Raw genomic sequence first — 23441 nt, 5'->3', positions numbered from 1 at the left:
CTCAGTCCCGTATGTCCACGAGCGGCCGCGTCTGAGATGCCGAACTATGTTCGGTAGGCTCGGACGCGACCGCAGGGGAAGGGGACGCCGGTGACTGTGGACGCGAATCTTGGGGGGAGTGCGGAGGCCGTCTCGGCGAGCGAGCTCGCGGAGATCGGACTGCGCTATGAGGTGGACGGCGCGATCGCGACGATCACGCTGGACCGGCCGGACAAGCGAAACGCGCAGACGTTCGCCACCTGGTCGGCCCTGGCCCGGATCGGGGAGCACATTCCGGACCAGGTGCGGATCGTCGTCGTGAAAGGCGAGGGGCCGTCCTTCTCAGCGGGCATCGACCTGCGCATGTTCACGCCAGAGGGGGTGCCCGGGCAGGGCTCGTTCGTCTCGGCCGCGTCTCTCGGGGAAACCACTTTCGAGAGACGGATAGCGGACGCTCAGCGCGGCTTCCTGTGGCTGCGCCGCCCGGACATCGTCTCCATCGCGGCCGTGCACGGTCACGCGATCGGCGCGGGGTTCCAGCTGGCCCTCGCCTGCGACCTGCGGGTGGTGGCCGAGGATGTGAAATTCTGTATGAAGGAGCCGGCGCTCGGGCTGGTTCCCGACCTGACCGGCACCAAGCCGCTGGTCGAGCTGGTGGGGCTGCCCCGGGCGATCGAGCTGTGCCTGACCGCGCGGGTGGTCGGCGCCGAGGAGGCGGTGCGGCTGGGCCTGGCGGAGCTCGCGGTTCCGGCGGGTGAGCTGGCGCAGGCCGTACAGGATCTGGCGGGGGCGTTGCTGGCGACCGACCGCGGGGCCGCGACGGCGACCAAGCGGCTGTTGCAAGGCGCCCTCGGGCGCAGCCTGGAGGAGCAGGCGATCGCCGAGCGGAGGGAGCAGATCGTGCGGATCAGAACCTTGTTCGCCTCTGGCTGAGCCGGAATCGGGGCGGCGTCCGGCGGGTTGATGATTACGTGATTACAACGCTTGGACGGCTATGGCGATGATGGGCGGGGGCTACGGCCCCTCGGTGATGCGGTCCATGCGCCGCGACAGCTCGGTGATGCACGAACGGCTCAAGCCGGGCACGGTCCGACGCATCACGCGGTACGCGGGCGCGTTCCGCTGGCAGATCGCGGCCTTCCTGGCCTTCGTCGTGGCGGATTCGATGATCGTCATCGCCAACCCGCTGCTGGTGAAGGCGATCATCGACACCGGCATCCCGCAGAAGCGGATCGACCTGGTGGTCTGGCTGGCCCTGGCCATCGCCGGCCTGGCCGTGCTGGACGCGATGCTGAGCATGGGCGAGCGCTGGTTCTCCGCCCGCATCGGCGAGGGCCTGATCTACAAGCTGCGCACCGAGGTGTTCGACCACGTCCAGCGCATGCCGGTGGCGTTCTTCATGCGCGCCCAGACCGGCGCGCTGGTGTCCCGCCTCAACTCCGACGTGATCGGCGCCCAGCGGGCGATCACCAGCACCCTGTCCTCGGTCGTGTCCAACGTGATCGGCCTGGTCATCGTGATGGCCACCATGCTGGTCCTGTCCTGGCAGATCACCCTCGTCGCGCTGGCCATGCTGCCCATCTTCGTGATCCCCGCCAAGCTGGTCGGCCGCAAGATGTCCCAGCTGACCCGCGAGCAGATGCAGCTGGACGCCGAGATGGGCTCGGTCATGACCGAGCGCTTCAACGTGGCGGGCGCGATGGTCGCCAAGCTCTACGGCCGCCCCGACGAGGACGCGGTCTACTTCAGCCAGCGCGCCGCCCGGGTCCGCGACCTGGGCATCACCGTGGCCATGGCCGGCACGGTCTTCCGGATCGCGCTCGGCCTCATCGCCGCCCTCGCCACCGCCCTGGTGTACGGCTTCGGCGGCGTCCTGGCCATCGGCGACACCTTCCAGCTCGGCACCCTGGTCGCCATGTCCGCCCTGCTGATGCGCCTGTACGGCCCGCTGACCAGCCTCTCCAACGTGCACGTGGACGTGATGACGGCCCTGGTCAGCTTCGACCGGGTCTTCGAGGTCCTGGACCTCAAGCCGATGGTCGCCGAGAAGCCGGGCGCCCGCGCGATCCCGCCGGGCCCGGTCACGATCGAGTTCGACGACGTGCGCTTCCACTACCCGGCCGCGGCCGAGGTGTCGCTGGCCTCGCTGGAGACGGTGGCCAGGCCCGAGACGGGCGAACCCGCCCAGGTCTTGAACGGCGTGTCTTTCACCGCGCGGCCGGGCGAGCTGGTCGCGCTGGTCGGCCATTCCGGCGCGGGCAAGACCACCACGACCTCCCTGGTGTCCCGCTTGTACGACGTGAACGAGGGCGCGGTCCGGCTCAACGGCGTCGACGTCCGGGACGCCACCCTGGACAGCCTGCGCGACACCGTCGGCGTGGTCATGCAGGACGCCCACCTGTTCCACGACACCATCGGCAACAACCTCCGCTACGCGCGCCCTGACGCCACCGACGAGGAGGTCTGGGAGGCACTGAGGGCTTCTCAGATCGCCGACCTGATCCACAGCCTGCCCGACGAGCTGGAGACCGTCGTCGGCGACCGAGGCTACCGGCTGTCCGGCGGCGAGAAGCAGCGCATCGCACTGGCCCGGCTACTGCTCAAGGCCCCCGCCGTCGTCGTCCTAGACGAGGCCACCGCGCACCTGGACTCCGAGTCCGAGGCGGCCGTGCAGAAAGCCCTCAAGACCGCCCTGCGGGGCAGGACCTCACTGGTGATCGCGCACCGGCTCTCCACGATCAGGGAGGCCGACACGATCCTGGTCATGCAGGACGGCCGGGTCGCCGAGCGGGGCCACCACGAGGAGCTGCTGGCCCGGGGCGGGCTCTACGCCGAGCTCTACCGGACCCAGTTCACCGTTGGTAGCCCAGCCGCTTGAGCTCCTCCCTGGCCACCTTCTCCACGATCTTGAGGTCGTCCGGGGTGAGGCGGCGTCTCCAGGCGCCGACCTTGGGGGCGCTGGTGCCGTACAGGGCGATGGTGGAGATCTTGGTGTCCAGGAAGGCGGAGACCGTGTCGATCGCCTCGGCGGGGGAGCGGTGCAGGTCCTCGTAGCGGACGGTGAGCAGCTGCTCGGGCGGGAGCTCCTTGCGCAGGACGGCGCTGAGCCGGATGGCGGCGCGCCAGCGCAGGGCGCTCTTGCCCGCCGTGGCCATCGCCTTCCAGCGGTCCCGGTGCGCGGCCGCGTTCACCCCCAGGAACGGGTTGGGGAACTCGGTGTCCTCGGCCAGCATGTGCGGCTTGAACCAGGCCATCGCCGCCGGGTCGGCCAGCATGTCGGCGACCACGTCCCGGCCGTCCCTGATCAGCTGCACGAACCGCGCGTCGGGGAAGGCCTGGAGCAGCACCGGCGCGCTGTAGAGCAGGTCGGGGCTGGCGTCGCCGAACCTCTCCAGCGTGCCCGCGCCGATCTGCTCCAGCGCGCACGGGCCCGCGCCGATGATGCCGCCCGCCTCCCGGCACGGCGCGGCGCACTCCCCGCACGCGCCCGGCATCACCTGCCAGGCCTCGGCGAGCACGTCGCGGAGCACCCGCGGCGCGCCGCCGCTCCTGGCGATGGACGGCTTGCGGGCGAACGCGTAGACCACGCGTGCCACCGGCGCCCGGCCCATCGTGAGATGGAAGCCCGGGGAACGTTTCAGGGCACGCGCGAGCAGGTCCGCGCCGGAGTGCGGGGCGCCGAGCACGAAGACCGGCTGTCGGACCTTTACGCCGTTTACCACGAGAATGTGGGTCGGATGTCGCATAGGTGAGCCCTAGTCTGACACCCTTTGGGGGGTGCACGAACGCACCCCGCCGAGGCTTGCTCCCGGCGATACCGTAGCCCTGGTCGCCCCGTCCGGACCGCTCGACGCCGAGCGCCTCTGGCGGGGCCGCCGTGTCCTCACCGACCTGGGGCTGAACGTCGTCCTCGGTTCCCGGATCTTCACCCGCCGCGGCTACCTGGCCGGCCCCGACGTGGCCCGCGCCGCCGACCTCCAGGAGGCCTGGTGCGATCCCGAGGTGGCCGCGGTCATCTGCGCCCGCGGCGGGTACGGCGCCGGCCGCCTGCTGGACCTGATCGACTGGGACGCCATGAAGTCGGCCGGATCCAAGATCCTGGTCGGCTCCAGCGACATCACCGCGCTGCACCTGGCGTTCGCCCGGCGGCTCGGCCTGGCCACCGTGTTCGGCCCGATGCCCGCCTGCGCCACGCTGGCCGACCCGGAGGGGCCTGAGCCGTACTCGCTGGGGCACCTGCACACGACGCTGTTCCACGGGCACACGCCGACAGCCGTCACCGGGGACCGGGTGATGTCGGAGGGCCGGGCGGTCGGGCCCATGATCGGCGGCAATCTGACGCTGCTGGCGGCGATGTGCGGAACGCCGTACGAGATGCGGGCGGAAGGGCATATCGTGCTGCTTGAGGATGTGGGGGAGGATCCGTACAGGATTGATCGCATGCTCACCCAGCTGGCGCAGAACGGGGCGTTCGACGGGGTCAAGGGCTTCGCGCTCGGGTCCTGGGTGGACTGCGGGAACGTTCTACCCATTCTGGCCGAACGGCTGATTCCGCTGGGAGTGCCGATCGTCGCGGGACTGCCGATCGGGCATGGATCACCACAGTTCAGTGTGTGGCTAGGGGCAGATGGGGTCATTGATACCGAATCGTGCTCTCTGACTGGCCTCATTAGCGACACGGACAAGGCACCCTGAAGCTGGATTTCTCAGCATGCCCTTTTCAACTGAAACGCGGCGAAGGGATGGGTGCGTTGGGTCTGTTGCGGCGGCTACGCGGTCGGATCCGGCCCGTGCAGCCCGTGCAGCCTGAGCCCAGAGCGGCCGAGGACGTGGACCTCGACTCGCTGCTCGGGCTCGTCGTGGAGACGATGGGCTACACGTGCACCTTCGAGAACGACGGCACCTCGCTGCTCATGGGCGACCGCGCCGGGGACGGCTCCGGCCCCGTCCGCACCGTCAACCTGGTCGGCCTGCGCCGCGAGGCCGCCCGGCGGTCCCGCGAGGACTGGCCGATGCTGGTCTCCGAGCACCTCTCGCACGCGGTCTCCGGCGAGCCGTTCGACGCCTGCAACCTGCCGCGGATCAAGCCGCTGCTGCGCACCCGGGTGCACGCCGCCGACGACCCGTCCATCCCCGACCCGTCCCGGATCATCGGCCGCCACCTGAGCGCCGACCTGATCGAGGTGCTCACCATCGGCGGCCGCCCGGTCCGTCCCGAAGAGGCGTTCTGCTGGCCGATCCCGCCCGCCGAGGCCCTCGACGTGGCGCTGGACAACGCCCTCGCCGACGAGCGCCTCACCGCCGAGCACCTCGACCTCGGCGGCGTCAGCGTGCGCCTGCTGACCGCGCCCACCGCCGTCGCCCACCTGCGCCGCATGCCCGCCCCCGCCGACGGCGTGCTGGTCGTGCTCCCGCACTCGGGCGCGATCGCCGTGCACCCGGTCGAGGGCATCGGCGTCGTACGGGCCCTGGAACGCCTGCGCGTCTACGCCCAGCGCGAGTTCGACGAGCGGCGCGCCGACGGGCTCAGCCCGCACGTGTACTGGTGGCACCACGACCGGCTCACCCGCATCCAGGCCGACCTGGTGGCCCAGGACGGCCAGGTGCGCCTGGTGGTCACCCCGCCCGCCGAGTTCGCCCGGCTGCTGGCCCGTCTGGCCGGAGGGGCTAACTGAGGGCCTGCGCGGTGTGGATCAGCGGCACGTGGCTGAACGCCTGCGGGAAATTTCCCACCATGCGGCCGTAACGCGGGTCGAACTCCTCGGCCAGCAGGCCGACGTCGTTGCGCAGCCCCAGCAGGCGTTCGAACAGCTCCACCGCCTCCTCCTTGCGGCCGATCCTGGCCTTGGCCTCGGCCAGCCAGAAGCTGCAGGCCAGGAACGCGCCCTCGCCGCCGGGCAGGCCGTCCACGCTGTTGGCCTCGGCGATCGGGTAGCGCAGGATGAAGCCGTCGCTGCTCAGCTCGCGCTCCACGGCGTCGACGGTGCCGTGCACGCGGGGGTCCTCCGGCGGCAGGAAGCCGACCATCGGGATCAGCAGCAGGGCCGCGTCCAGCTCGCGGGAGCCGTAGGACTGGGTGAAGGTGTTGCGCTCCGCGTCGAAGCCCTTGCGGAGGACCTCGGCGTGGATGTGATCGGCCAGCGCCTGCCACCTCTCGGCGGGGCCCGCCCGGCCCAGCTCTTTGACCACGCGGACCGCGCGGTCGGCGGCCACCCAGGCCATCACCTTGGAGTGGGTGAAGTGCCGCCGGGGGCCGCGGACCTCCCACAGGCCCTCGTCGGGCTGGTCCCAGCCGGTCTCGATGAAGTCCAGCATCTTGCGGGTCAGCTGCCAGGCGTGGTCGTTTTGGGGCAGGCCGTGGCGGAGGGACTGGTAGAGGCAGTTGATGACCTCGCCGTACACGTCCAGCTGGAGCTGGTCGACCGCGCCGTTGCCGATCCTGGCCGGGCGGGAGCCCTCGTAGCCGGGCAGCCAGTCCAGGGTCATCTCGGGGAGGCGGCGCTCGCCGGCCACGCCGTACATGATCTGGAGGTCCTGCGGGCGGCCCGCGATCGCGCGGAGCAGCCACTCCCGCCAGGCTCCGGCCTCCTCCAGGTAGCCGGACTGGATGAGCGCGTCCAGGGTCATGGTGGCGTCGCGCAGCCAGCAGTAGCGGTAGTCCCAGTTGCGGACGCCGCCGAGGTCCTCGGGCAGCGAGGTGGTGGGGGCGGCCACGATGCCGCCGGTGGGCGCGTAGGTGAGGGCCTTGAGGGTGACCATGGAGCGGACCACCGCGTCCCGCCAGGGGCCGCCGTGGCGGCCGGAGGCCACCCAGTCCGTCCAGAAGTCCTCGGTCTCGGCGAGCTGGTCGATCGGGTCGATGTCCTCGGGGCGGGGCTGGTGCGAGGGATGCCAGGTGAACACGAACGTCTGGCGCTCTCCGGCGGAGACCCGGAAGGTGGCCTTGTGCTTGTAGTCGCCGCCCTTCAGCGGGATCGAGGAGCGCAGCCAGACCGAGTCGGGGCCGCCGATGGCCTGCACGTGGTGGTCCGCGCGCCGCACCCACGGCACGATCCTGCCGTAGTCGAACCTGATCCGGATCTCGGTGCTCATCTCCACCGTGCCGGCCACGCCCTCCACGACCCGGACCAGATCCGGGTTGGTGTGCCGGGGCGGCATGAAGTCGATCACCTTGACCGTGCCGCCCGGGGTGTCCCAGACGCTCTCCAGGATGAGCGTCTCCCCCCGGTACGCGCGGCGCGTGGCGGGCCCGCCCGAGCTGGGGCCCAGCCACCAGGAACCGTGGGACTCCTCGCCGAGCAGCTTGGCGAAGCACGCGGGGGAGTCGAACCGGGGCAGGCACAGCCAGTCGATCGAACCGTCCCGCCCGACCAGGGCCGCCGACTGCATGTCCCCGATGAGCGCGTAATCCTCGATCCGCATGCCGTCACGCTACACGCTGTAACCGCATGAACAGCTGAGTCAGCGGGCCGATCGCGGCGGCGAAGACCAGGGTGCCGACTCCCACGGTTCCGCCGAGGAGCCAGCCGACGGCCAGCACGCCGACCTCGATGATCGTGCGGGCCAGCCGGATGGACAGGCCCGCCCGGTGCAGGCCGGTCATCAGCCCGTCGCGCGGGCCCGGGCCCATGCCCGCGCCGATGTAGAGGGCGGTCGCGAAGGCCACCAGCACGACCGCCGCCAGCAGGTACGCCCAGCGGACGGCCAGCTGCCCCGGCGTGGGGGCGAGCCAGATGGTGGCGTCGGCGAACAGGCCGAGCAGGACGATGTTGCTGATCGTGCCCAGGCCGGGTTTCTGGCGCAGCGGGATCCAGAACACCATGACCAGCGCGCCGACCAGGATGATCCAGGTGCCGATCGACCATCCGGTGCGTACGGCCAGGCCCTGGTGGAAGACGTCCCAGGGGTCGTTGCCGAGCGCGGACTCGACTTGCAGGCCGATGCCCGCGCCGTACAGGGCGAGGCCGGAGTAGAGGCGGAGCAGGCGGGCCGGGAAGGACGCGACGGGAATGGTGAGCTCAGTCATAGTGCCCCCATCCTTCCGGCGCGGAAAGTCCTGATAAAGGGCCAATTTCGGGAAATGGCCCTATATTGGGCGGGTGGATATGAGCGCGGGGCAGCTGGCCCGGCTGGTCGGGGTGCCGCAGGACGCGCGGCCGTACTATCGGGCGCTGGCCTCGGCCGTGCGGGATCGCATCCTGGACGGGCGGCTGCCGGTGCGGGTGCGGCTGCCCGCGGAGCGGCAGCTGGCCGAGGAGCTCGGAGTGAGCAGGACCACCGTGACCGCCGCCTACGACCGGCTGCGCGGGCAGGGCTACCTGGACAGCCGCCAGGGCGCGGGCAGCTGGACGGCGCTGCCGGACCCGAGCGCCTGCGCCGACAATCCGTGGGTGAGCGCCGACGACGACGGCCTGCTCCCGCTGCACGCCGCCGCCCCGGCCGCGTCCCGCTTCCTGGACGAGGCGCTCGCGCACGCGGGCGCCGGATATCACCGGTTCACCCTGGGCATGGGGTACGACCCGATCGGCCTGCCGGAGCTGCGGGCGGCCATCGCGGCGCGGTACACGGCGCGCGGGCTGGCCACCCGGCCAGAGCAGATCATCGTCACCACCGGCGCGCAGCAGGCCATCCACCTGCTGATGACGCTCTACGCCGGGGCGGGGGACCCGGTGCTGCTGGAGTCGCCGACCTACCCGCACGTGATCGACCTGGCCCGGCTGCGCGGGGCCAGGATCGTGCCGGTGGGCATCCCGGCCGACGGGCGCCACCTCGACCTGCTGATCAGCGCGGCCCGGCAGTCCGGGGCCCAGCTGGCCTACCTGATCCCCGATTTCCAGAACCCGACCGGCCATCTCATGAGCGCCGACGACCGGGTCGCTCTAGTGGCCGCCGCGCGGCGCCACGACATGACCGTGATCGTGGACGAGACCTGGGCCGAACTCGCCGTCGACGACCTGGAACAGCCGCCGCCCACGGCGGTCTTCGACACCGACGGCCGGGTCGTCAGCGTCGGATCGGCCTCCAAGCTGTGGTGGGGCGGGCTCCGCATCGGCTGGATCAGGGCGAGCGCCGCCCTGGTCCGCCGCCTGGCCGTGCTGCGCGCCGCCGTGGACATCGCCAGCGCCCTGTTCGAGCAGCTCGTCGTGGCCCGCCTGTTCGACCGCATCGAGGAGACCAGGGCCGAACGGCGGCGCGCCCTCGCCGCCTCCCGCGCGGCCCTGGTGGACGTGCTCCGCCGCGAACTCCCGGACTGGAGCTTCCGCGTCCCCGGCGGCGGCGGTTCGCTCTGGATCCGGCTCGGCGCGCCGATCGCGACGCCGCTCTCCGAGGCGGCCGCCGCCGCGGGGGTACGGCTCGCGCCCGGCCCCTGGTTCGGCGTCGACGGAACCCTGGAAGGCCACCTGCGGCTGCCGTTCACCCAGCCTCCGGACGTGCTCGTGGACGCGGTGCGCCGGATCGCCGCGTCCAGGGGGGCGGCCGGTCGCAGCCCCCGGGCCTCGCTCATTCCGGCGTTGTGACCCCGCGCGCCAGGGGCGCCCGCCAGGAGTAGCGCATCGCGAGCAGGCGGAGGGTGAAGGCCAGCAGGGCGGCGGCGAGGGTGGCGGCGAAGTCGTACACGCCCAGGCGGGACAGCACGGCCATCAGGGTCGCGCCGAGCATGGCGGGGACGGCGTAGAGCTGGCGGTCGTAGAGCAGGGCGGGGGTCTCGCCGGAGAGCAGGTCGCGCAGGATGCCGCCGCCGACCGCCGTGCAGACGCCGAGCAGCACCGCGTGCGGCGCGGACAGGCCGAACAGCAGCGCCTTCTCGGTGCCGACCGCGCAGAACAGGCCGAGCCCGGCGGCGTCGAACACCAGGATGGCCGGCATCAGCCGGGCCACCTGGGGGTGCCAGAAGAACACCACGGCGGTCGCGGCCACCGGGACGAGCAGGTAGCCGACGTCCCGGAAGGCGGCGGGCTGGATGCCGATGAACAGGTCCCGCAGCACGCCGCCGCCTACCGCCGTGAAGAACGCGAGAACCGCCATGCCGACCACGTCCAGCCGCTTCCGCACGCCCTGCAGCGCCCCGGAGGTGGCGAAGACGAAGATCCCGGCGAGATCGAGTACGGAAGTCACCGAATAATCATCCCATCACCGGCTCTATGCCGAAAATTCTCGTCGAAATGGGGGGTTGTCAGGGATTGCTTACACATGATGCGATGCAGGCCACCTGTACGAACCATACGGAGGGTGGAATGGCGGATCCTCAGGTCCTTCAGGAACGTGCGGCGATCGAGCAGGACATCGCCGGCCGGACCATCTGTCAGCAGTTCGCGGAGACGGCCGAGCGGTATCCCGACTCGCCCGCCTACTCCGACCCGGTGGAGGGCGGCTGGTCCACCCTGACCTACGCCGAAGCCCGGCAGCGGGTCCTGGAGATCGCGGCGGGCTTCGCCGCCCTCGGCCTCCAGCCCGGCGACGCGGTCGCGCTGATGATGGTCAACCGCAGCGAGCACGTCCTGGCCGACCTGGGCGCCGTGCACGCGGGCGCGGTGCCGGTCTCGGTCTACAGCACCTTCGCGCCCGACCAGGTCTCCTTCGTGGCCCAGAACGTCGGCGCGAAGGTCGTCGTGCTCGGCGGGCCGCGCGAGTTATCCCGGTGGGAGCCCATCCTGGCCGAGCTGCCGGCCCTAACCAAGATCATCATGCTGGAGGGGGCCACCGGCGACCAGCTGTCCTGGGCGGACTTCCTGGCCCTCGGCGCGTCCTCGCTCGCGGCCGACCCCGCCGCGGCCGAGGAGCGGTGGCGGGCCGTCGGCCCCGACGACACGGTGACCGTGCTCTACACCTCCGGCACGACCGGCATGCCCAAGGGCGTGCCGCTGACCCACCGCAACGTGCTGTTCGAGGTGGGCGCCACCGACCGGATGACCTCGCTGCCCACCCAGGGCACCCAGATCTCCTACCTCACCTACGCGCACATCGCCGAGCGGGTCCTGTCCCTCTACCTGCCGGTGTTCAAGGTCTCGCACGTGCACTTCTGCACCGACCTGGCCAACCTGGGCGCCACGCTGGGCGCGGTCAAGCCGGTCATGTTCTTCGGCGTGCCCCGGGTCTGGGAGAAGATGATGGCCCGGCTGCAGGCCCTGCTGGCCACCCAGCCGGAGGAGCAGCAGGAGAACGTGCGCGCCGCGATGGCCGCCGGGCTCGCCTACGTGGAGGCCGGCCAGCACGGCGGCACCCCCAGCCCCGAAGTCCAGGCCGCCTATGAGCAGGCCGACGCCGCGCTGCTGGGCATCATCCGGATGATGATCGGCTTCGAGAACGCGCGCTGGCTGGCCACCGCCGCCGCGCCGATGCCCCTGGAGGTCCAGCGCTTCTTCGCCGGCCTCGGCCTCAAGGTCCTCGACGTGTACGGCATGACCGAGACCACCGGCGCCTTCACCGCCAACAGCCCCGCCAGCTACCGCCTGGGCACCGTCGGCCGCGCCGAACCCGGCGTCGAGGTCCGCATCGCCGAGGACGGCGAGATCATCACCCGCAGCCCGCTCAACACCACCGGCTACCTCGACCGCCCCGAGGCCACCGCCGAGCTCCTGGACGAAGACGGCTGGCTGCACACCGGCGACGTCGGCTCCATCGACGAGGATGGCTTCGTCCGGATCGTGGACCGCAAGAAGGAGCTCATCATCACCGCCGGCGGCGAGAACATCTCCCCGGCCAACATCGAGAACTACCTCAAGGAACACCCCCTCATCGGCCAGGCCCTCGCCTACGGCGACCGCCGCCCGTTCCCCGTCGCCATCCTCACCCTGGACGGCGAGGTCGCCCCCGGCTGGGCCCAGGCCAACGGCATCGCCTACGAGTCCCTCGCCGAACTGGCCGAGCACCCCGACGTGCTCAAGGCCGTGGAGGCGGCCATCGAGACGGCCAACGAGAAGCTGGCCCGGGTGCAGCAGGTGAAGAAGTGGCGGCTGCTGCCGGTGGAGTGGACGGCGGAGACCGAGGAGCTCACGCCCAGCCTGAAGCTCAAGCGCCGGGTGATCCACGCAAAGTACGCGGAGATCATCGACGACATGTACCGCGACTGATCCGCTTCCCGCCAGGGCCGTCCGTTCCGGGCGGCCCTGTTCGTTTGCCATTCGGGGTGTGTGTCGGGTCCGTTCGTTTTGCCGTGGGCTGCCTAGCGTTCTGCGCCATGACGAGACGAATTCTCGCGACGCTGACCGCCGTCACGACGCTGGCCTGGCCGGGGGTTCCGGCCCGGGCCGCGGAGACGGAGCTGGCGATCAGGTCCATCAGTTTGCGGCCGGCGGAGCCCGTGGTCCGGGCCACCGGCGCGGTGAAACTGGTCATCGATGTGGTGGCCCGGGGGGCGCACGGCGTGCGGGGCGTGACCGTGCTGGTCGAGCCCGGGCGCCCGCCGGCGGGCGCCACGAATCTGACGGGCGTGACCCCGGAGCTCACCCCGGCGGAAACCCCGGCGGAAACCCCGGCGGAAACCTCGGCGGAAACCTCGGCCGAGCCCGCGGTCCCGCCCGTGGCGCCCGCCGTTCCGGAGACCGAGCCCGCGGTGCCCGCCGTTCCGCCCGTGGCGCCCGCCGTTCCGGTGGCGAAGCCCGCGGTCGCGGAGCTGACGGCGACGGCGGTCCGCCCGCCGGTGGGGTTCCACCGGTTCCGGCTGGCCGCGGAGGGGTGGCAGACCTGGCGGTTCAATCCGCAGGTGGGGCTGACGCGGTGGTATCCCAGCGGCGTGTGGACGATCGCCGCCACGGCCACTGATCAGGCGGGTAACGAGGTCAAGGCGTACACGACGTTCCACCTGCGGCGGGAGACGGCGCTGCAGGGGGTCGCGGTGAGCGAGCGGAAGAAGGTCCGGGTCTCCGGGACGCTGATGCGCCTGGATCCGTACGGCTTGCTGGGCCGCAGGCCGTTCCGTAAGCGGAAGGAGGTGCTCATCCGGTTCCGGGGGACGGGCGGGGACTGGCAGACGGTGGCGACCGCGCGGACCCGGCGGGACGGATCGTTCGACCAGCGGGTCAAACCAGCCGGAGAGGGGGTTTATCGGGTGGAATTCCCCGCTACCTCGCGTTATGCGGCGGATATCAGCCCCGAGCGGCGCCCACGGCGTAATTAGACGCACGGGATGAAGGTTCCGTTGCCAGATCGTGATCAGTTTTTCACTGTCTTTAACGCAACTTTTCCCTGTCTTGACGCGTCTATGACGTAGGCGCGCTCTACCTCAGAGCGTGTGTGTTAACGGGGAGAGGAAGCACCCTCTATGGTCAGACGAATGGCAACCGCCTTAGTGGCGGCCGCCGTGGGCGCCTCGGCGCTCGCGGTGGCGGGGCCCGCGTACGCGGATCCCGGCCCGAATGATGGGCACCATCCCGGGCCCGACCCGAAGATCACGAGCATCGTGGTCAACCCCAGCGAGGTGGTGCTCAAGCACCGCCGCGACTCGGAGACCGTATCGGTCACCGTCAAGGGTGTGGATCTCAAGTCCGCACAGGTCTACTTCGTTCCCAAGGGGCACCATTGGGACGGCGGCGGCCACGACGGCGGCAACGGTCCGTGGGACAAGAAGGATGACGAGAAGACGCCGGCCCCGGAGTACAAGCCGATCTGGTTCGCGGAGACGTTCTCCAAGACCATCGGCTGGAACGACCCGGTCGGCTCGTGGAGCGTGCGCGTTGTCGCCGAGGGCGTCAACGGCCGGAAGGTTTTCGGCGACAGCTCGTTCTTCGTCAAGCACCACACCTGGACTCCGCCGAAGAGTCCTAAGGGGACCCGGTTCGTGGGCTTCAACGCGAGCCCTGAGCCGGTCAAGCAGGGCCGCAAGCTGTCCCTGTCCGGTCGCCTTCAGGTCGCCCAGTGCTACGGCGACCGGTACTACGAGTACGACAAGGCAAGGGTCGAACTCGATGGCAGTTCCTCCTCCTGCTACGAAAGCCGCAAGTACTGGCATGACTGGTACAAGCTCGGCTGGGAGGAGATCGACGTCTACTTCCTGCCCAAGGGCTCGCACAAGTGGCGCTATGTCGACACGATCGAGACGAACCCCGACGGCACGTTCTACACGAAGGTCAAGGCGTTCAAGTCTGGCACTTGGGGCGTCCGCTTCGAAGGAACCCGCGATCTCGCGAGCTCCGAGGCGTACGACTACGTGAAGGTCGTCAAGAAGTAGGCACCTCGGCACAGGACGGCCCGGTCTCCCGCGGGAGACCGGGCCGTCCTGCCGTTCAGGCCAGCAGGGCGACCGCGGCGCGGAAGACGCCGGGCAGGGCGTGCGCGGCGGGGACGATGAGCTGCGCGGTCGGCCGGGTGTTCCTGGCCGCCAGGAGGGCGCCGGTCAGGGCGCGGTGCCGGGACGAGAGGCGCCGCCACTGGCGTTCGTAGTCCCCGGGCCTTTCGCCGGCCAGGCAGCGGACCAGCGCGTCGGCCGACTGGAAGGCGAGCGAGAGGCCCTCGCCGGTGAGGGCGTCCACGTAGCCCGCGGCGTCGCCGACCAGGAGCACCCGCCCGGCCACCCGGGCGCGGGCCCGCTGGCGTAACGGGCCCGCGCCGCGGATGCGGGTCGCGGCGGTCCCGGTCAGGCGGGCGGTGAGGGCGGGGAAGTCGGCGAGATGGTCGTCGTAGGGGCGGCGGACGGAGCTGAGCACGGCCACGCCGACCAGGCCGGGGGCGACGGGGGTGACGTAGGCTTCGCCGCCGGTGGCCCAGTGGACCTCCACGTAGTCGGTCCAGGGTTCGACGCGGTAGTGGCGGCGTAAGCCGTACCGGCGGGTTCCGGAGACGGGGCGGGAGAGGCCGGCCATGGTTCTGATGGGGGAGTGTAAGCCGTCGGCGGCGACCAGCCAGCGGGCGTGGCGTCCGGCCGCCTCCACGTGGCCGGGGAACTGCCGCACGCCGTCGATGCGGCCGGGGACGACCTCGATGCCCAGGCTCGTGGCCCGGGCGGCTAGAGCGGCGTGTAAGGCGGTGCGACGGACGCCCAGGCCCTTGCGCCCGCCGGGGAAACCGGCGGCGACGTCGTGGCGGGCGTCGAGGTAGCGGATGCCGCGCAGCGGCCAGCCGTCCACGATGACGCCGAGCGACTCCAGGGCCTCCACGCCGGTCGGCATCAGGCCTTCCCCGCACGCCTTGTCGATCGGCCCGGCTCGCGGCTCCACCACCACCGTCGTGAGCCCGGCGAGGCGCGCCCGGATCGCGGTGGCCAGACCGGCGGGGCCGCCGCCCGCCACCAGAACGTCGATCATGCCGTGGCCAGGCGTAGCGCCGCCTCCTCGCACCGGATCCGGACCACCATCAGCACCGCGTTCGCCGCGGTGAAGACCAGCGCGGTCACCCAGGCGGTGTGCGTCAGCGGCAGCGCCGCCCCCTCGACGGCCACCGCCACATAGTTCGGATGCCGCATCCACCGGTACGGCCCGCCGGTCACCAGCGGCATCCCCGGGACCACGATCACCCGCGTGTTCCACTGCGGCCCCAGCGTGGCGATGCACCACCAGCGCAACCCTTGCGCGGCGACGACCAGGGCCAGCATCGGCCAGCCGAGCCACGGCAGGAACGGCCGGTCGGCCACGGCCACCTCGATCAGGCAGCCCGCCAGCAGGCCGGTGTGCAGGGCGACCATCCACGGATAGTGCCCCTGGCCGGACACGACCGCGCCCCGCTCCCGGCTCCACCGCTCGTTGCGCCGCGCCACGACCAGTTCGGCGAGCCGTTCCACCCCGACCAGCAGGACCAGCAGCGTGTATCCCATGCCGCCAGTCCTACCAGGTCAACAACACGAGTTCGGAACAGAATCCAGGACCCATCGCGATGAGCAGCCCGGGCGTGCCCGGCGGCGGGCGCAGCGCGATCGTGTCCCGCAGCACGTGCAGCACCGACGAGGAGGACAGGTTGCCCACCCCGGCCAGGGAACGCCAGGTGACGTCCAGCGCGCCGGGCTTCAGGTCCAGGGTCTCGCCGACCGCCTCGAGCACCTTCGGGCCGCCGGGATGGCAGACCCACGCGGAGACGTCCTCGATGGTCAGCCCGTGATCGGCGAGGAAGCCGCGGACGTCGTCGCCGAGATACCTCCGCGCCACGTCCGGCACCCCCGCGTCGAGCACGATCCGGAACCCGGTGTCGGTCACGTCCCAGCCCATGACATGCTCGGAACCCGGATACAGGTGGCTCCTGGTGGCCACCACCGTCGCGTGTGACCGCTCCGCCCGGGCGCCGCCCACGGCCACCACGGCCGCCGCGCCGTCGCCGAACAGCGCTCCCGCCACCAGGTTGGCCGCGCTGGTGTCCCCGCGCTGCAGGGTCAGCGAGCACAGCTCGACCGACAGCAGCACGGCCACGTGCTCCGGCCAGCCGCGCAGGTAGTCGTGGAGCCGGGCGATCCCGGCCGCCCCGGCCACGCAGCCGAGCCCGAACACCGGCACCCGCTTCACGTCCGGGCGCAGCCCGAGCCGGCCGGCGAGGCGGGCCTCGATGCTGGGCGCGGCGATCCCGGTCACCGAGGTGAACATGATCATGTCGACGTCCCGCGCGGTCAGCCCCGCCTCCGCCAGCCCGCCGAGCACGGCCTCCGCGCCCAGATCGAGGGCGGCCTCGATGAAGACGTCGTTGGCCATCCCGAAACCGGACAATTTCTCATAGTCGGCCAGCGGCATCGCGAGATGGCGGTGCTGCACTTTCGCGCTGCGATGCAGGCGATCCAGCACTCGCCGATCGGCGCCCGGGCACATCCGCGCGACCGCGTCTGTGATTTCGGCCTGCGGATATCGATTCGGTGGCACAGCACCATAAACAGCGGCAATACGGGACATCAGGCTCCCCGTCTCACGGTTACCTGTCGAATCACTAATGCCCAACTTCAACTCGCCCACCCCCCGTTTCCGGACATGCCCGACTTATCACGCTTCTAATCTGGTGTAAGGGTTATGTCCCGGGGGCATTTCCGGTCTGTGAGCGACCCCCCCGCCCTCCTCCGGCTGACACCCGCGCACGGGCTGGTGGCCGCCTGCCATCCCGGGCCGACCCTCGCCGTCACCGCCCTGGTCACCGCGCTGGTGGCGGGGAGCGGGCGGTCGATCGCGGCGTGCGCGGGGGTGGCGCTGGCCGTACTGGCCGGGCAGTTATCCGTCGGCTGGTGCAACGACGCCGTGGACGCGGCCAGGGACATCGCGACCGGGCAGCGGGGCAAGCCGATCGCGCTCGGGCTGGTCAGCGTGCGCGCGGTCGGGGTCGCGGCGGCCGTGGCGCTGGTGCTCTGCGTGCCGCTGTCGCTGCTGTCCGGGCTGCCCGCCGCGGTCGCGCATCTGACGGCGGTGGCTGTCGCATGGGCGTACAACCTGGGGGTGAAGGCCACCGCGCTGTCCTGGATGCCGTACACGGTGGCGTTCGGGCTGGTTCCGGTGTTCGTCGCGGCCGGCCTGCCCGGCAGCCCTTTGCCCGCCTGGTGGGCGGTGGGCGCCGCGGCGCTGCTCGGGTTCGGCGCGCATCTGGCCAATGTGCTGCCCGACATCGACGCCGACCTGGCCACCGGCGTGCGCGGCCTGCCGCAGCGGCTCGGCGCCCGCCGGGTCCGGGCCCTCGCCCCCGTCCCGCTGCTCCTGGCCGCGGCACTGCTCGTCCTCGCGCCACCTGGAACTCCAGGACTGCCCGGCTGGACGGCTCTCGCCGCCGCCTCGATCCTGACGGCGGCGAGCTGGACGTTCGGGGCGCGCCGCCCGCGCGCCCCGTTCCTGACCGCGATCGCCGTGGCCGCGGTCGGCGTCGCCCTGCTTCTCGCCCGGGGCGCCGGGGTCTAGCCCTTGTAGTTGAAGACCTGGTGCAGCGTGTGCCGGATCTCGACCAGGTCCCGCTGGTCGGCCATGACCCTGTCGATGGACTTGTACGCCTTCGGGTGCTCGTCCACCAGCGCCGCCGCCCGGCTGGCGTTCCAGGTCCGCCCGTGCATGGCCTCCTTCAGCGACCTCGCGGTCAGCTCCCGCCGCGCCTGGCCGCGCGACATCCGCCGCCCGGCGCCGTGCGAGCAGGAGTTGTACGACTCCGGGTTGCCCAGCCCGCGGACGATGTACGACTGGGTGCCCATCGACCCCGGAATGACGCCGTCGTCACCCCGGTCGGCCTTGATCGCGCCCTTCCGGGTGATCCACAGGTCGGTGCCGAAATGCTTCTCCCGCTGAGCGAAATTGTGGTGGCAATTGATGGTTTCCACCATTTCGCCCTTCTTGACGATGCTGAACAGGGCGTTGTTCAGCACCACGTTCATCCGGGCGCGGGACGCCATCGCGTACGCCTGCGCCCACAGCATGTCCTCGATGTAGGCGGTGAACTCCGGCGTACCCTGGACCAGGTAGGCCATGGCCGGGTCCTCCAGCGCGATCGTCTGGCGCTCCATCATGTTCTTGGCGTCCACGATGTGCTTGGTGGCCAGCTGGTTGCCGATCCCGCGCGAGCCGGAGTGCAGCACCGTCCAGACTCGGTTCCGCTCGTCGAGGCAGACCTCGACGAAGTGGTTGCCCGAGCCGAGCGTGCCGAACTGGACCGAGACCGTGTGCGCCTGCTTGGCCGTCAGCTCGGTGTGCGGGCGGCCCAGCGCGTCCAGCGCGTGGTCGATCGCGCTGTCCTCGTGGCCCTTGCCCACCCCGGCCGGGATGCGCTTCTCCACCAGCGGCATCAGCGCGTCCAGCGAGTGCGGCAGGTCCTCGGCGGTCAGCGACGTCCTGGTCGCGATCATGCCGCAGCCGATGTCCACGCCGACGGCGGACGGGATGATCGCGCCCTCGGTGGGGATGACCGATCCGACCGTGGCGCCGATGCCGACGTGCGCGTCCGGCATGAGCGCGACGTGCCCCGCCACGAAGCTCATCCGGGCGGCGCGCGCGGCCTGCGTGATCGCGCCCGGGTCCAGGTCACTCGCCCACGAAAGCACGTTCGGGGCGACCTCGTTCGGCATGATGATCCTTTCGTCGGCCTCCAGTGTGCCCAGCCGCCGCACGAGATCCCACTGGTTTTAGGTACGGCTGGCGCGCTTGACGAGGCGATGCAGGGCGATCAGCCCACAGCCGAGTAACGCGAAGCAGACGGCCAGCGCCAACGCCATGAGCGCCACTCCGCCATACCCGAACCTGTCCACATCCAGAAACGGATACGGGTACCGCTTCCATGCCCCCGCAGGCAGCAGAACGCCCCGGACCAGGGCGAAGACCATGTACGCCACCGGATAGACCAGCCACAGAAGAGCGGCCACCCACCTCGGCCGTGGAGCGATCCGGTCGAAGACCAGCCAGTCGATCACGGCCATGACCGGTGTCACGTAGTGGAGCAGGAAGTTGCCCAAGCCGAGGCCGGAGAGCGACAGCCGCTCGAACGGGCTCGCTCCGCCCATGCGCAGAAAATGCCACACCAGCCCGGTTATCACGATGTAGAGCGTCACCGCCCCCTTGACCTCGGCCGAAGCCGGTCGCCTGCTCACCACCCGCCAGAAGTAATACCCCGCGAGCAGCAGATTGCTCTGCACGGTGAACAGAACCAGCGGGTTCAGCGGGCTGTCCAGGGCGATCCACGTGTAAACCATCCCGATCACTGCGGCCGCGACCACCACCAAACGGAACATCGCCGCCCAGATCATAAAATTCACCATCGCACAGGCGGCTCCATGCGGCCGCCCGTTAACCGATCGCGGAAATCCACCGGGTCATGTGCAGGCCCCGGGACGAGGGCGCCCCTGCGAGGACGGCCAGGCCTCGTGAGGGGCTCCGTTCCGAGTGATGATGTCGGCGAACGATTCCCGCCAGGATCTGAACGATCATCTGACTGACTGATCTTGGGTCCTCAACGGGACCTGTCGGCCCTGGCAGGGAGGCGTTCGTGTGCGCTCACGGGACGTGGCGTCGTGACTCCATAGGAGCCTGGCCGGAGTCCCGTCACTGTCTTGTCCGCGTTGAACCTGTGGGGCGTCACTAGGGCCGCTTTGGAGCGACGGAGATCGGAGGCATAGGCTGGGGAGATCTCGTGCGATGGAGGTTTGCCCGTGCTGGTCGACTCGTTTGGGCGGGTGGCGACTGATCTGCGGGTGTCGCTGACCGATCGGTGCAACCTGCGGTGCACCTACTGCATGCCACCGGAAGGCCTGGACTGGCTGCCCAAGCCCGAGCTGCTGACCGCCGACGAGATCGTCCGGCTGGTCCGGATCGGCGTGGAGCGGTTCGGCATCACCGAGGTGCGCTACACCGGCGGCGAGCCGCTGCTGCGCCGCGAGATCGTCGACATCGTGGCCCGGACCTCCTCACTGGGCGCCGAGCTCTCCCTGACCACCAACGGCATCGGACTCGCCCGGCTGGCCGGCCCGCTGGCCGAGGCCGGGCTGCACCGGGTCAACGTCTCGCTGGACACGCTCGACCGGGACATCTTCATCAAGCTGGCGCACCGGGACCGGCTCAAGGACGTGCTGGACGGCCTGGCGGCGGCCGAACAGGCCGGCCTCACCCCGGTGAAGGTCAACGCCGTGCTGATGCGCGGCATCAACGATCACGAGGCGGTCCCGCTGCTCCGGTTCTGCCTGGAGCACGGCTACGAGCTGCGCTTCATCGAGCAGATGCCCCTGGACGCGCAGCACGGCTGGAGCCGCGCCAACATGATCACCGCCGACGAGATGCTCACGGCGCTACGCGCGGAGTTCGACCTCACCGACGCCGACCCCCGCGAGCGCGGCAGCGCCCCCGCCGAACTGTTCCTGGTCGGCGGCGGCCCCGCGAAGGTCGGCGTGATCGGCTCGGTCACGAGACCGTTCTGCGGAGCCTGCGACCGAGTCCGCCTGACCGCCGACGGCCAGGTCCGCAACTGCCTCTTCGCCACCGAGGAATCCGACCTACGCTCCGCCATGCGCGCCGGCGCGTCCGACGACGAGCTCGCCCAGCGATGGCTGGCCGCCGTCCGCGTCAAGAAGGCCGGCCACGGTATCGACGACCCCACCTTCCTCCAGCCCGCCCGCCCAATGTCCGCCATCGGCGGCTAAACCATGCCCCCGGTCCCTGACACCGCGGCCGAAGGCTGGCCAGCGAACGGCACGGCGGCCGAGGGCCGACTTGGGAGTGGCGCCGCGGCCGAAGGCTGGCCAGGGGGCGGCGCGCTGGCCGAAGGTCGGCACGAGGGTGGCATGGCGATCGAAGGCTGGCCTGGGAGTGGCGCGCTGGCCGAAGGTCGGCCAGAGGGTGGCGCGGCGGGTTCGGATGCGCCAAGGGATGGCATGGCCGCCGAGGCGGCAGGCGATGGGATCCCCCCTTTTGACGCGATTGTCCTCACCGGTGGCCGGGCCAGCAGGTTCGGTGGGGCGGATAAACCAGGCGCGCTGGTCGGTGGGCGTTCGCTGGTCGAGCGTGTCGCGGCGGCTGTGTCTACCGCGCATCGCCTGATAATCGTGGGAGACCGGCGGGAGTTAGCGCATCCTGGCGAGGTCGTTTTCACCAGGGAGGATCCGCCCGGCGGCGGTCCGGTTCCGGCCGTGCGCGCGGGCCTGGTCTACGCCGGTCAGCCCTGGGTCGCGTTGCTGGCCGGAGATCTGCCTTTCTTCACCTCCGCTGACGTCGAAACGCTGCTCTTGGCGGCGGGCACGGGAGCCGTGCTCGTCGACGACACCGGGCGCGAGCAGTGGCTGGCCGGGGTGTGGCGGCGCGATGTGCTGACCGACGCGCTGGCTCGTTACGATGGGCGCTCGCTGCACGGCGTGCTCGGGCCCCTGGAACCGGCACGGGTGGCCGTGCGGGACCGGGTGCCGTGGTTCGACTGCGACACCACCGACGATCTGGCGTTGGCCAACCGACGGGAGACGGCGTGAACGTGCTGGAGCAGTGGACGGCCCGGGTCTGCGCGGAGCTGGGCGTCGACCCCGCCCTGCTGGACCGCGACGCGATCCTCGACATGACCAAGGACGTCGCGCACGGCGTCGCCCGCCCGGCCGCGCCGCTGACCGCCTACCTGCTCGGCCTCGCCCAAGGCGCCGGCACGGCCCCGCCGGACGCGCTGGCCCGCATCTCCGCCCTCGCCGAAGCCTGGCCGGAAGAGTAACCGAAGTCTCGCAGGGGGAGCAGTCCGGAAGCCTGCCAGAGGAGTAACCGAAGTATCGCTCGAGGAGCACCCCGGAAGCCTGCCGGAGGAGGAGCAGAAGTCTGGCCGGAGGAGTAAACGGGTGCCAAGCCAGAGGTCACGAGGATCGATCAAAAGTTAAAAGGGACGCCGCTCTTACCAGATCCACGCACGACTCCAGAAAAGGGCGATGCCGGGTGGTTACGGGGGCAAACCACCCGGCATCGCTTCATCGGCGTTCCGACGGGGGCCCGGAACGCCGGCACCAGCGCTCCGACGGGGGACCAGAGCGCTTGGCTAAACTGTACACCTACCACCCTTGGGATGCGTCAAGACTTAGTCACGACCCGATCTCGCGTCGATGCCGTGGTATCTCGTTTTGGTTAGATTCAGCATCGTCCAAGGGTGCGGGCAGCCCCGCGGCCCGCTCATTGGCCCCGATCACGGCAAGGTACGGCAAAAGCACAGCGCCCGCGATGAACAGTGCACGGATCGGCCAGGGCGCGGGCACGGTTACGGCCAAGATGAGGCAGACGACACGGATGCTCATCTTGATGACGTAGGAGATCTCGCGCTTGCGAATATCGGCCGACAGGCTCGGCTGCGCGTCCGTCACCTGATGCACTTCCGGGCGGTTACGGCGTCTGACCTTCATGTTTCCACCCTACGCCGCCACGATATGATCATGCGATCAACGATGAGTTCGGAGGACATCATGGGGGATCGCACATATCGGGTCACCGAGATCGTCGGCACGTCAGGGGAGAGCGTCGACCAGGCCATCCGCAACGGCATCCGCCGGGCCGCCCAAACCCTGCGCCACGTCGACTGGTTCGAGGTGACAGAGGTCCGCGGCCACATCCAGGACGGCGAGGTGGCCCACTTCCAGGTCGGCATGAAGGTCGGCTTCCGCCTGGAAGATTCAGAATAACCGCAACAACCGCCCAACCGACGACCGAGAGGAACCGCCAATCGGGACAGCCAGCCAACCGACCCCCGAATGCCCACGAGGAACGGCCAACCGGGAGGCCAGCCAGCCACCACGCGTGTTGAGCGGCGCTTCGGGTGCTAACGGAAGCGGCAGATGTCCGGCATTGTGTGCGCCGATGATGTCGGTTGCTTGTCCCTGGGTCTGGTCTTCTGCGGCTCCTTGTGATCTTCTGCGGGTCACCCTCTCCACACCCATGGTGCTGATCTGGCCGCGCTCGTGGGATGAGGTTGTCCGGTGGCGTCTGCCTGCAGGCGTGTGTCGTCCTCCAGGCGCGGGGGTGAGTTCGGGGTACGCGGCCGGAGCCGGGTGTGACACCCCGGTCTATGCCGCAGTTGGGTGCGATGCCCGGGGTGGGGCTGCGGTTGGGTGCGATACCCCGGGCATCGCACCCAACTGCGGCATAGAC

23 protein-coding genes are annotated in these 23441 nt (G+C 70.6%); 13 read left to right on the top strand and 10 right to left on the bottom strand.

The window, feature by feature from the left end; translation table 11 throughout:
• The first annotated feature begins 90 nt into the window (after positions 1-90).
• Positions 91-912, top strand: coding sequence for an enoyl-CoA hydratase/isomerase family protein (locus tag Amac_RS23875; RefSeq protein ID WP_373869833.1), 822 nt, complete (start codon positions 91-93; stop codon positions 910-912).
• A 61-nt stretch (positions 913-973) separates the two neighbouring features.
• Positions 974-2857: an ABC transporter ATP-binding protein gene (locus tag Amac_RS23870; protein WP_155356622.1), complete on the top strand. Its 1884-nt coding sequence runs from the start codon at positions 974-976 to the stop codon at positions 2855-2857.
• Here the strand turns inward: Amac_RS23870 and Amac_RS23865 are convergent.
• On the bottom strand, positions 2832-3725 hold the full coding sequence (locus Amac_RS23865; RefSeq protein ID WP_155356621.1) for a sulfotransferase: 894 nt from the start codon (positions 3723-3725) through the stop codon (positions 2832-2834). The genes Amac_RS23870 and Amac_RS23865 overlap by 26 nt on opposite strands.
• Positions 3726-3756: 31 nt before the next feature.
• Here Amac_RS23865 and Amac_RS23860 point away from each other — a divergent pair, with 31 nt between their 5' ends.
• Together Amac_RS23860 and Amac_RS23855 are read left to right on the top strand one after the other, a co-directional pair.
• Entirely contained in the window at positions 3757-4674 is a 918-nt protein-coding gene (locus Amac_RS23860; RefSeq protein ID WP_155356620.1) for a S66 peptidase family protein, read from the top strand.
• Between the two features lie 95 nt (positions 4675-4769).
• On the top strand, positions 4770-5654 hold the full coding sequence (locus tag Amac_RS23855; protein WP_246268622.1) for a hypothetical protein: 885 nt from the start codon (positions 4770-4772) through the stop codon (positions 5652-5654).
• On the opposite strand, the gene Amac_RS23850 is transcribed toward Amac_RS23855, so the two are convergent.
• Together Amac_RS23850 and yczE are read right to left on the bottom strand one after the other, a co-directional pair.
• Positions 5647-7401, bottom strand: a complete 1755-nt coding sequence (locus tag Amac_RS23850; RefSeq protein WP_155356619.1) for a glycoside hydrolase family 15 protein — start codon at positions 7399-7401, stop codon at positions 5647-5649. The genes Amac_RS23855 and Amac_RS23850 overlap by 8 nt on opposite strands.
• A gap of 4 nt (positions 7402-7405) precedes the next feature.
• On the bottom strand, positions 7406-8005 hold the full coding sequence (gene yczE / locus Amac_RS23845; RefSeq protein WP_155356618.1) for a membrane protein YczE: 600 nt from the start codon (positions 8003-8005) through the stop codon (positions 7406-7408).
• 79 nt (positions 8006-8084) lie between these two features.
• On the opposite strand from yczE, the gene yczR reads away from it, so the two are divergent.
• Positions 8085-9497, top strand: coding sequence for a MocR-like transcription factor YczR (gene yczR, locus Amac_RS23840; RefSeq protein ID WP_174900217.1), 1413 nt, complete (start codon positions 8085-8087; stop codon positions 9495-9497).
• Here yczR and Amac_RS23835 read toward each other — a convergent pair.
• Positions 9481-10095, bottom strand: coding sequence for a trimeric intracellular cation channel family protein (locus Amac_RS23835; protein WP_155356617.1), 615 nt, complete (start codon positions 10093-10095; stop codon positions 9481-9483). The genes yczR and Amac_RS23835 overlap by 17 nt on opposite strands.
• A 119-nt stretch (positions 10096-10214) precedes the next feature.
• Here Amac_RS23835 and Amac_RS23830 point away from each other — a divergent pair, with 119 nt between their 5' ends.
• The 3 genes from Amac_RS23830 (at position 10215) to Amac_RS23820 (ending at position 14146) form a co-directional block, all read left to right on the top strand.
• A complete protein-coding gene (locus Amac_RS23830; protein WP_155356616.1) occupies positions 10215-12050 on the top strand; it encodes an AMP-dependent synthetase/ligase in 1836 nt (611 codons plus the stop codon).
• A 107-nt stretch (positions 12051-12157) separates the two neighbouring features.
• Entirely contained in the window at positions 12158-13096 is a 939-nt protein-coding gene (locus Amac_RS23825) for a hypothetical protein (RefSeq protein ID WP_155356615.1), read from the top strand.
• Between the two features lie 156 nt (positions 13097-13252).
• A complete protein-coding gene (locus Amac_RS23820; RefSeq protein WP_155356614.1) occupies positions 13253-14146 on the top strand; it encodes a hypothetical protein in 894 nt (297 codons plus the stop codon).
• A gap of 55 nt (positions 14147-14201) precedes the next feature.
• Here the strand turns inward: Amac_RS23820 and Amac_RS23815 are convergent, their stop codons facing one another.
• The 3 genes from Amac_RS23815 to Amac_RS23805 are packed head-to-tail and all read right to left on the bottom strand — an operon-like array spanning position 14202 to position 16781.
• On the bottom strand, positions 14202-15218 hold the full coding sequence (locus Amac_RS23815; protein ID WP_155356613.1) for an NAD(P)/FAD-dependent oxidoreductase: 1017 nt from the start codon (positions 15216-15218) through the stop codon (positions 14202-14204).
• Positions 15215-15724 (bottom strand): isoprenylcysteine carboxyl methyltransferase family protein, encoded by a 510-nt coding sequence (locus Amac_RS23810; protein ID WP_155356612.1) that lies wholly within the window; start codon positions 15722-15724, stop codon positions 15215-15217. The genes Amac_RS23815 and Amac_RS23810 overlap by 4 nt, the downstream gene beginning before the upstream one ends.
• A gap of 10 nt (positions 15725-15734) precedes the next feature.
• Positions 15735-16781: a type III polyketide synthase gene (locus Amac_RS23805; protein ID WP_155356611.1), complete on the bottom strand. Its 1047-nt coding sequence runs from the start codon at positions 16779-16781 to the stop codon at positions 15735-15737.
• Between the two features lie 138 nt (positions 16782-16919).
• Here Amac_RS23805 and Amac_RS23800 point away from each other — a divergent pair, with 138 nt between their 5' ends.
• The gene (locus tag Amac_RS23800) at positions 16920-17765 is read left to right on the top strand and encodes a UbiA family prenyltransferase (RefSeq protein WP_246268621.1); all 846 of its coding nucleotides are present in this window, start codon (positions 16920-16922) and stop codon (positions 17763-17765) included.
• Here the strand turns inward: Amac_RS23800 and Amac_RS23795 are convergent.
• Both Amac_RS23795 and Amac_RS23790 read right to left on the bottom strand, forming a co-directional pair.
• Positions 17762-18916 (bottom strand): RtcB family protein, encoded by a 1155-nt coding sequence (locus Amac_RS23795; RefSeq protein ID WP_155356609.1) that lies wholly within the window; start codon positions 18914-18916, stop codon positions 17762-17764. The genes Amac_RS23800 and Amac_RS23795 overlap by 4 nt on opposite strands.
• A 57-nt stretch (positions 18917-18973) precedes the next feature.
• Positions 18974-19576: a Pr6Pr family membrane protein gene (locus Amac_RS23790; protein ID WP_155356608.1), complete on the bottom strand. Its 603-nt coding sequence runs from the start codon at positions 19574-19576 to the stop codon at positions 18974-18976.
• Between the two features lie 417 nt (positions 19577-19993).
• On the opposite strand from Amac_RS23790, the gene moaA reads away from it, so the two are divergent.
• Genes moaA through Amac_RS23775 form a run of 3 tightly spaced genes read left to right on the top strand, consistent with a single transcriptional unit; the run spans position 19994 to position 22026 of the window.
• Positions 19994-20977, top strand: a complete 984-nt coding sequence (moaA, locus tag Amac_RS23785) for a GTP 3',8-cyclase MoaA (RefSeq protein ID WP_155356607.1) — start codon at positions 19994-19996, stop codon at positions 20975-20977.
• A 3-nt stretch (positions 20978-20980) separates the two neighbouring features.
• Positions 20981-21796, top strand: a complete 816-nt coding sequence (gene mobA / locus Amac_RS23780) for a molybdenum cofactor guanylyltransferase (protein ID WP_246268619.1) — start codon at positions 20981-20983, stop codon at positions 21794-21796.
• Positions 21793-22026 carry a DUF6457 domain-containing protein gene (locus Amac_RS23775; protein ID WP_155356606.1) on the top strand — a complete coding sequence of 78 codons (234 nt, stop codon included), beginning with the start codon at positions 21793-21795 and terminating at the stop codon, positions 22024-22026. The genes mobA and Amac_RS23775 overlap by 4 nt, the downstream gene beginning before the upstream one ends.
• A gap of 358 nt (positions 22027-22384) precedes the next feature.
• On the opposite strand, the gene Amac_RS23770 is transcribed toward Amac_RS23775, so the two are convergent.
• Positions 22385-22699: a DUF3099 domain-containing protein gene (locus Amac_RS23770; protein WP_155356605.1), complete on the bottom strand. Its 315-nt coding sequence runs from the start codon at positions 22697-22699 to the stop codon at positions 22385-22387.
• 60 nt (positions 22700-22759) lie between these two features.
• Here Amac_RS23770 and Amac_RS23765 point away from each other — a divergent pair, with 60 nt between their 5' ends.
• Positions 22760-22975 (top strand): dodecin, encoded by a 216-nt coding sequence (locus tag Amac_RS23765; protein WP_155342881.1) that lies wholly within the window; start codon positions 22760-22762, stop codon positions 22973-22975.
• The last annotated feature ends 466 nt before the right edge of the window (positions 22976-23441 follow it).

This window comes from Acrocarpospora macrocephala (genome assembly GCF_009687865.1).
Taxonomy (GTDB): domain Bacteria; phylum Actinomycetota; class Actinomycetes; order Streptosporangiales; family Streptosporangiaceae; genus Acrocarpospora; species Acrocarpospora macrocephala.
This window is presented reverse-complemented; position numbering and strand designations above follow the sequence as displayed.

Excerpts from the sequence above, each read along its gene's own strand:
- Amac_RS23865 (WP_155356621.1), bottom strand. The coding sequence starts at position 3,725 with ATGCGACATCCGACCCACATTCTCGTGGTAAACGGCGTAAAGGTCCGA.
- yczE (WP_155356618.1), bottom strand. The coding sequence starts at position 8,005 with ATGACTGAGCTCACCATTCCCGTCGCGTCCTTCCCGGCCCGCCTGCTC.
- Amac_RS23830 (WP_155356616.1), top strand. The coding sequence starts at position 10,215 with ATGGCGGATCCTCAGGTCCTTCAGGAACGTGCGGCGATCGAGCAGGAC.
- Amac_RS23770 (WP_155356605.1), bottom strand. The coding sequence starts at position 22,699 with ATGAAGGTCAGACGCCGTAACCGCCCGGAAGTGCATCAGGTGACGGAC.
- Amac_RS23870 (WP_155356622.1), top strand. The coding sequence starts at position 974 with ATGGCGATGATGGGCGGGGGCTACGGCCCCTCGGTGATGCGGTCCATG.
- Amac_RS23805 (WP_155356611.1), bottom strand. The coding sequence starts at position 16,781 with ATGTCCCGTATTGCCGCTGTTTATGGTGCTGTGCCACCGAATCGATAT.
- yczR (WP_174900217.1), top strand. The coding sequence starts at position 8,085 with ATGAGCGCGGGGCAGCTGGCCCGGCTGGTCGGGGTGCCGCAGGACGCG.
- mobA (WP_246268619.1), top strand. The coding sequence starts at position 20,981 with ATGCCCCCGGTCCCTGACACCGCGGCCGAAGGCTGGCCAGCGAACGGC.
- Amac_RS23815 (WP_155356613.1), bottom strand. The coding sequence starts at position 15,218 with ATGATCGACGTTCTGGTGGCGGGCGGCGGCCCCGCCGGTCTGGCCACC.
- Amac_RS23810 (WP_155356612.1), bottom strand. The coding sequence starts at position 15,724 with ATGGGATACACGCTGCTGGTCCTGCTGGTCGGGGTGGAACGGCTCGCC.
- Amac_RS23820 (WP_155356614.1), top strand. The coding sequence starts at position 13,253 with ATGGCAACCGCCTTAGTGGCGGCCGCCGTGGGCGCCTCGGCGCTCGCG.
- Amac_RS23795 (WP_155356609.1), bottom strand. The coding sequence starts at position 18,916 with ATGCCGAACGAGGTCGCCCCGAACGTGCTTTCGTGGGCGAGTGACCTG.
- Amac_RS23765 (WP_155342881.1), top strand. The coding sequence starts at position 22,760 with ATGGGGGATCGCACATATCGGGTCACCGAGATCGTCGGCACGTCAGGG.
- Amac_RS23825 (WP_155356615.1), top strand. The coding sequence starts at position 12,158 with ATGACGAGACGAATTCTCGCGACGCTGACCGCCGTCACGACGCTGGCC.
- Amac_RS23850 (WP_155356619.1), bottom strand. The coding sequence starts at position 7,401 with ATGCGGATCGAGGATTACGCGCTCATCGGGGACATGCAGTCGGCGGCC.
- Amac_RS23790 (WP_155356608.1), bottom strand. The coding sequence starts at position 19,576 with ATGTTCCGTTTGGTGGTGGTCGCGGCCGCAGTGATCGGGATGGTTTAC.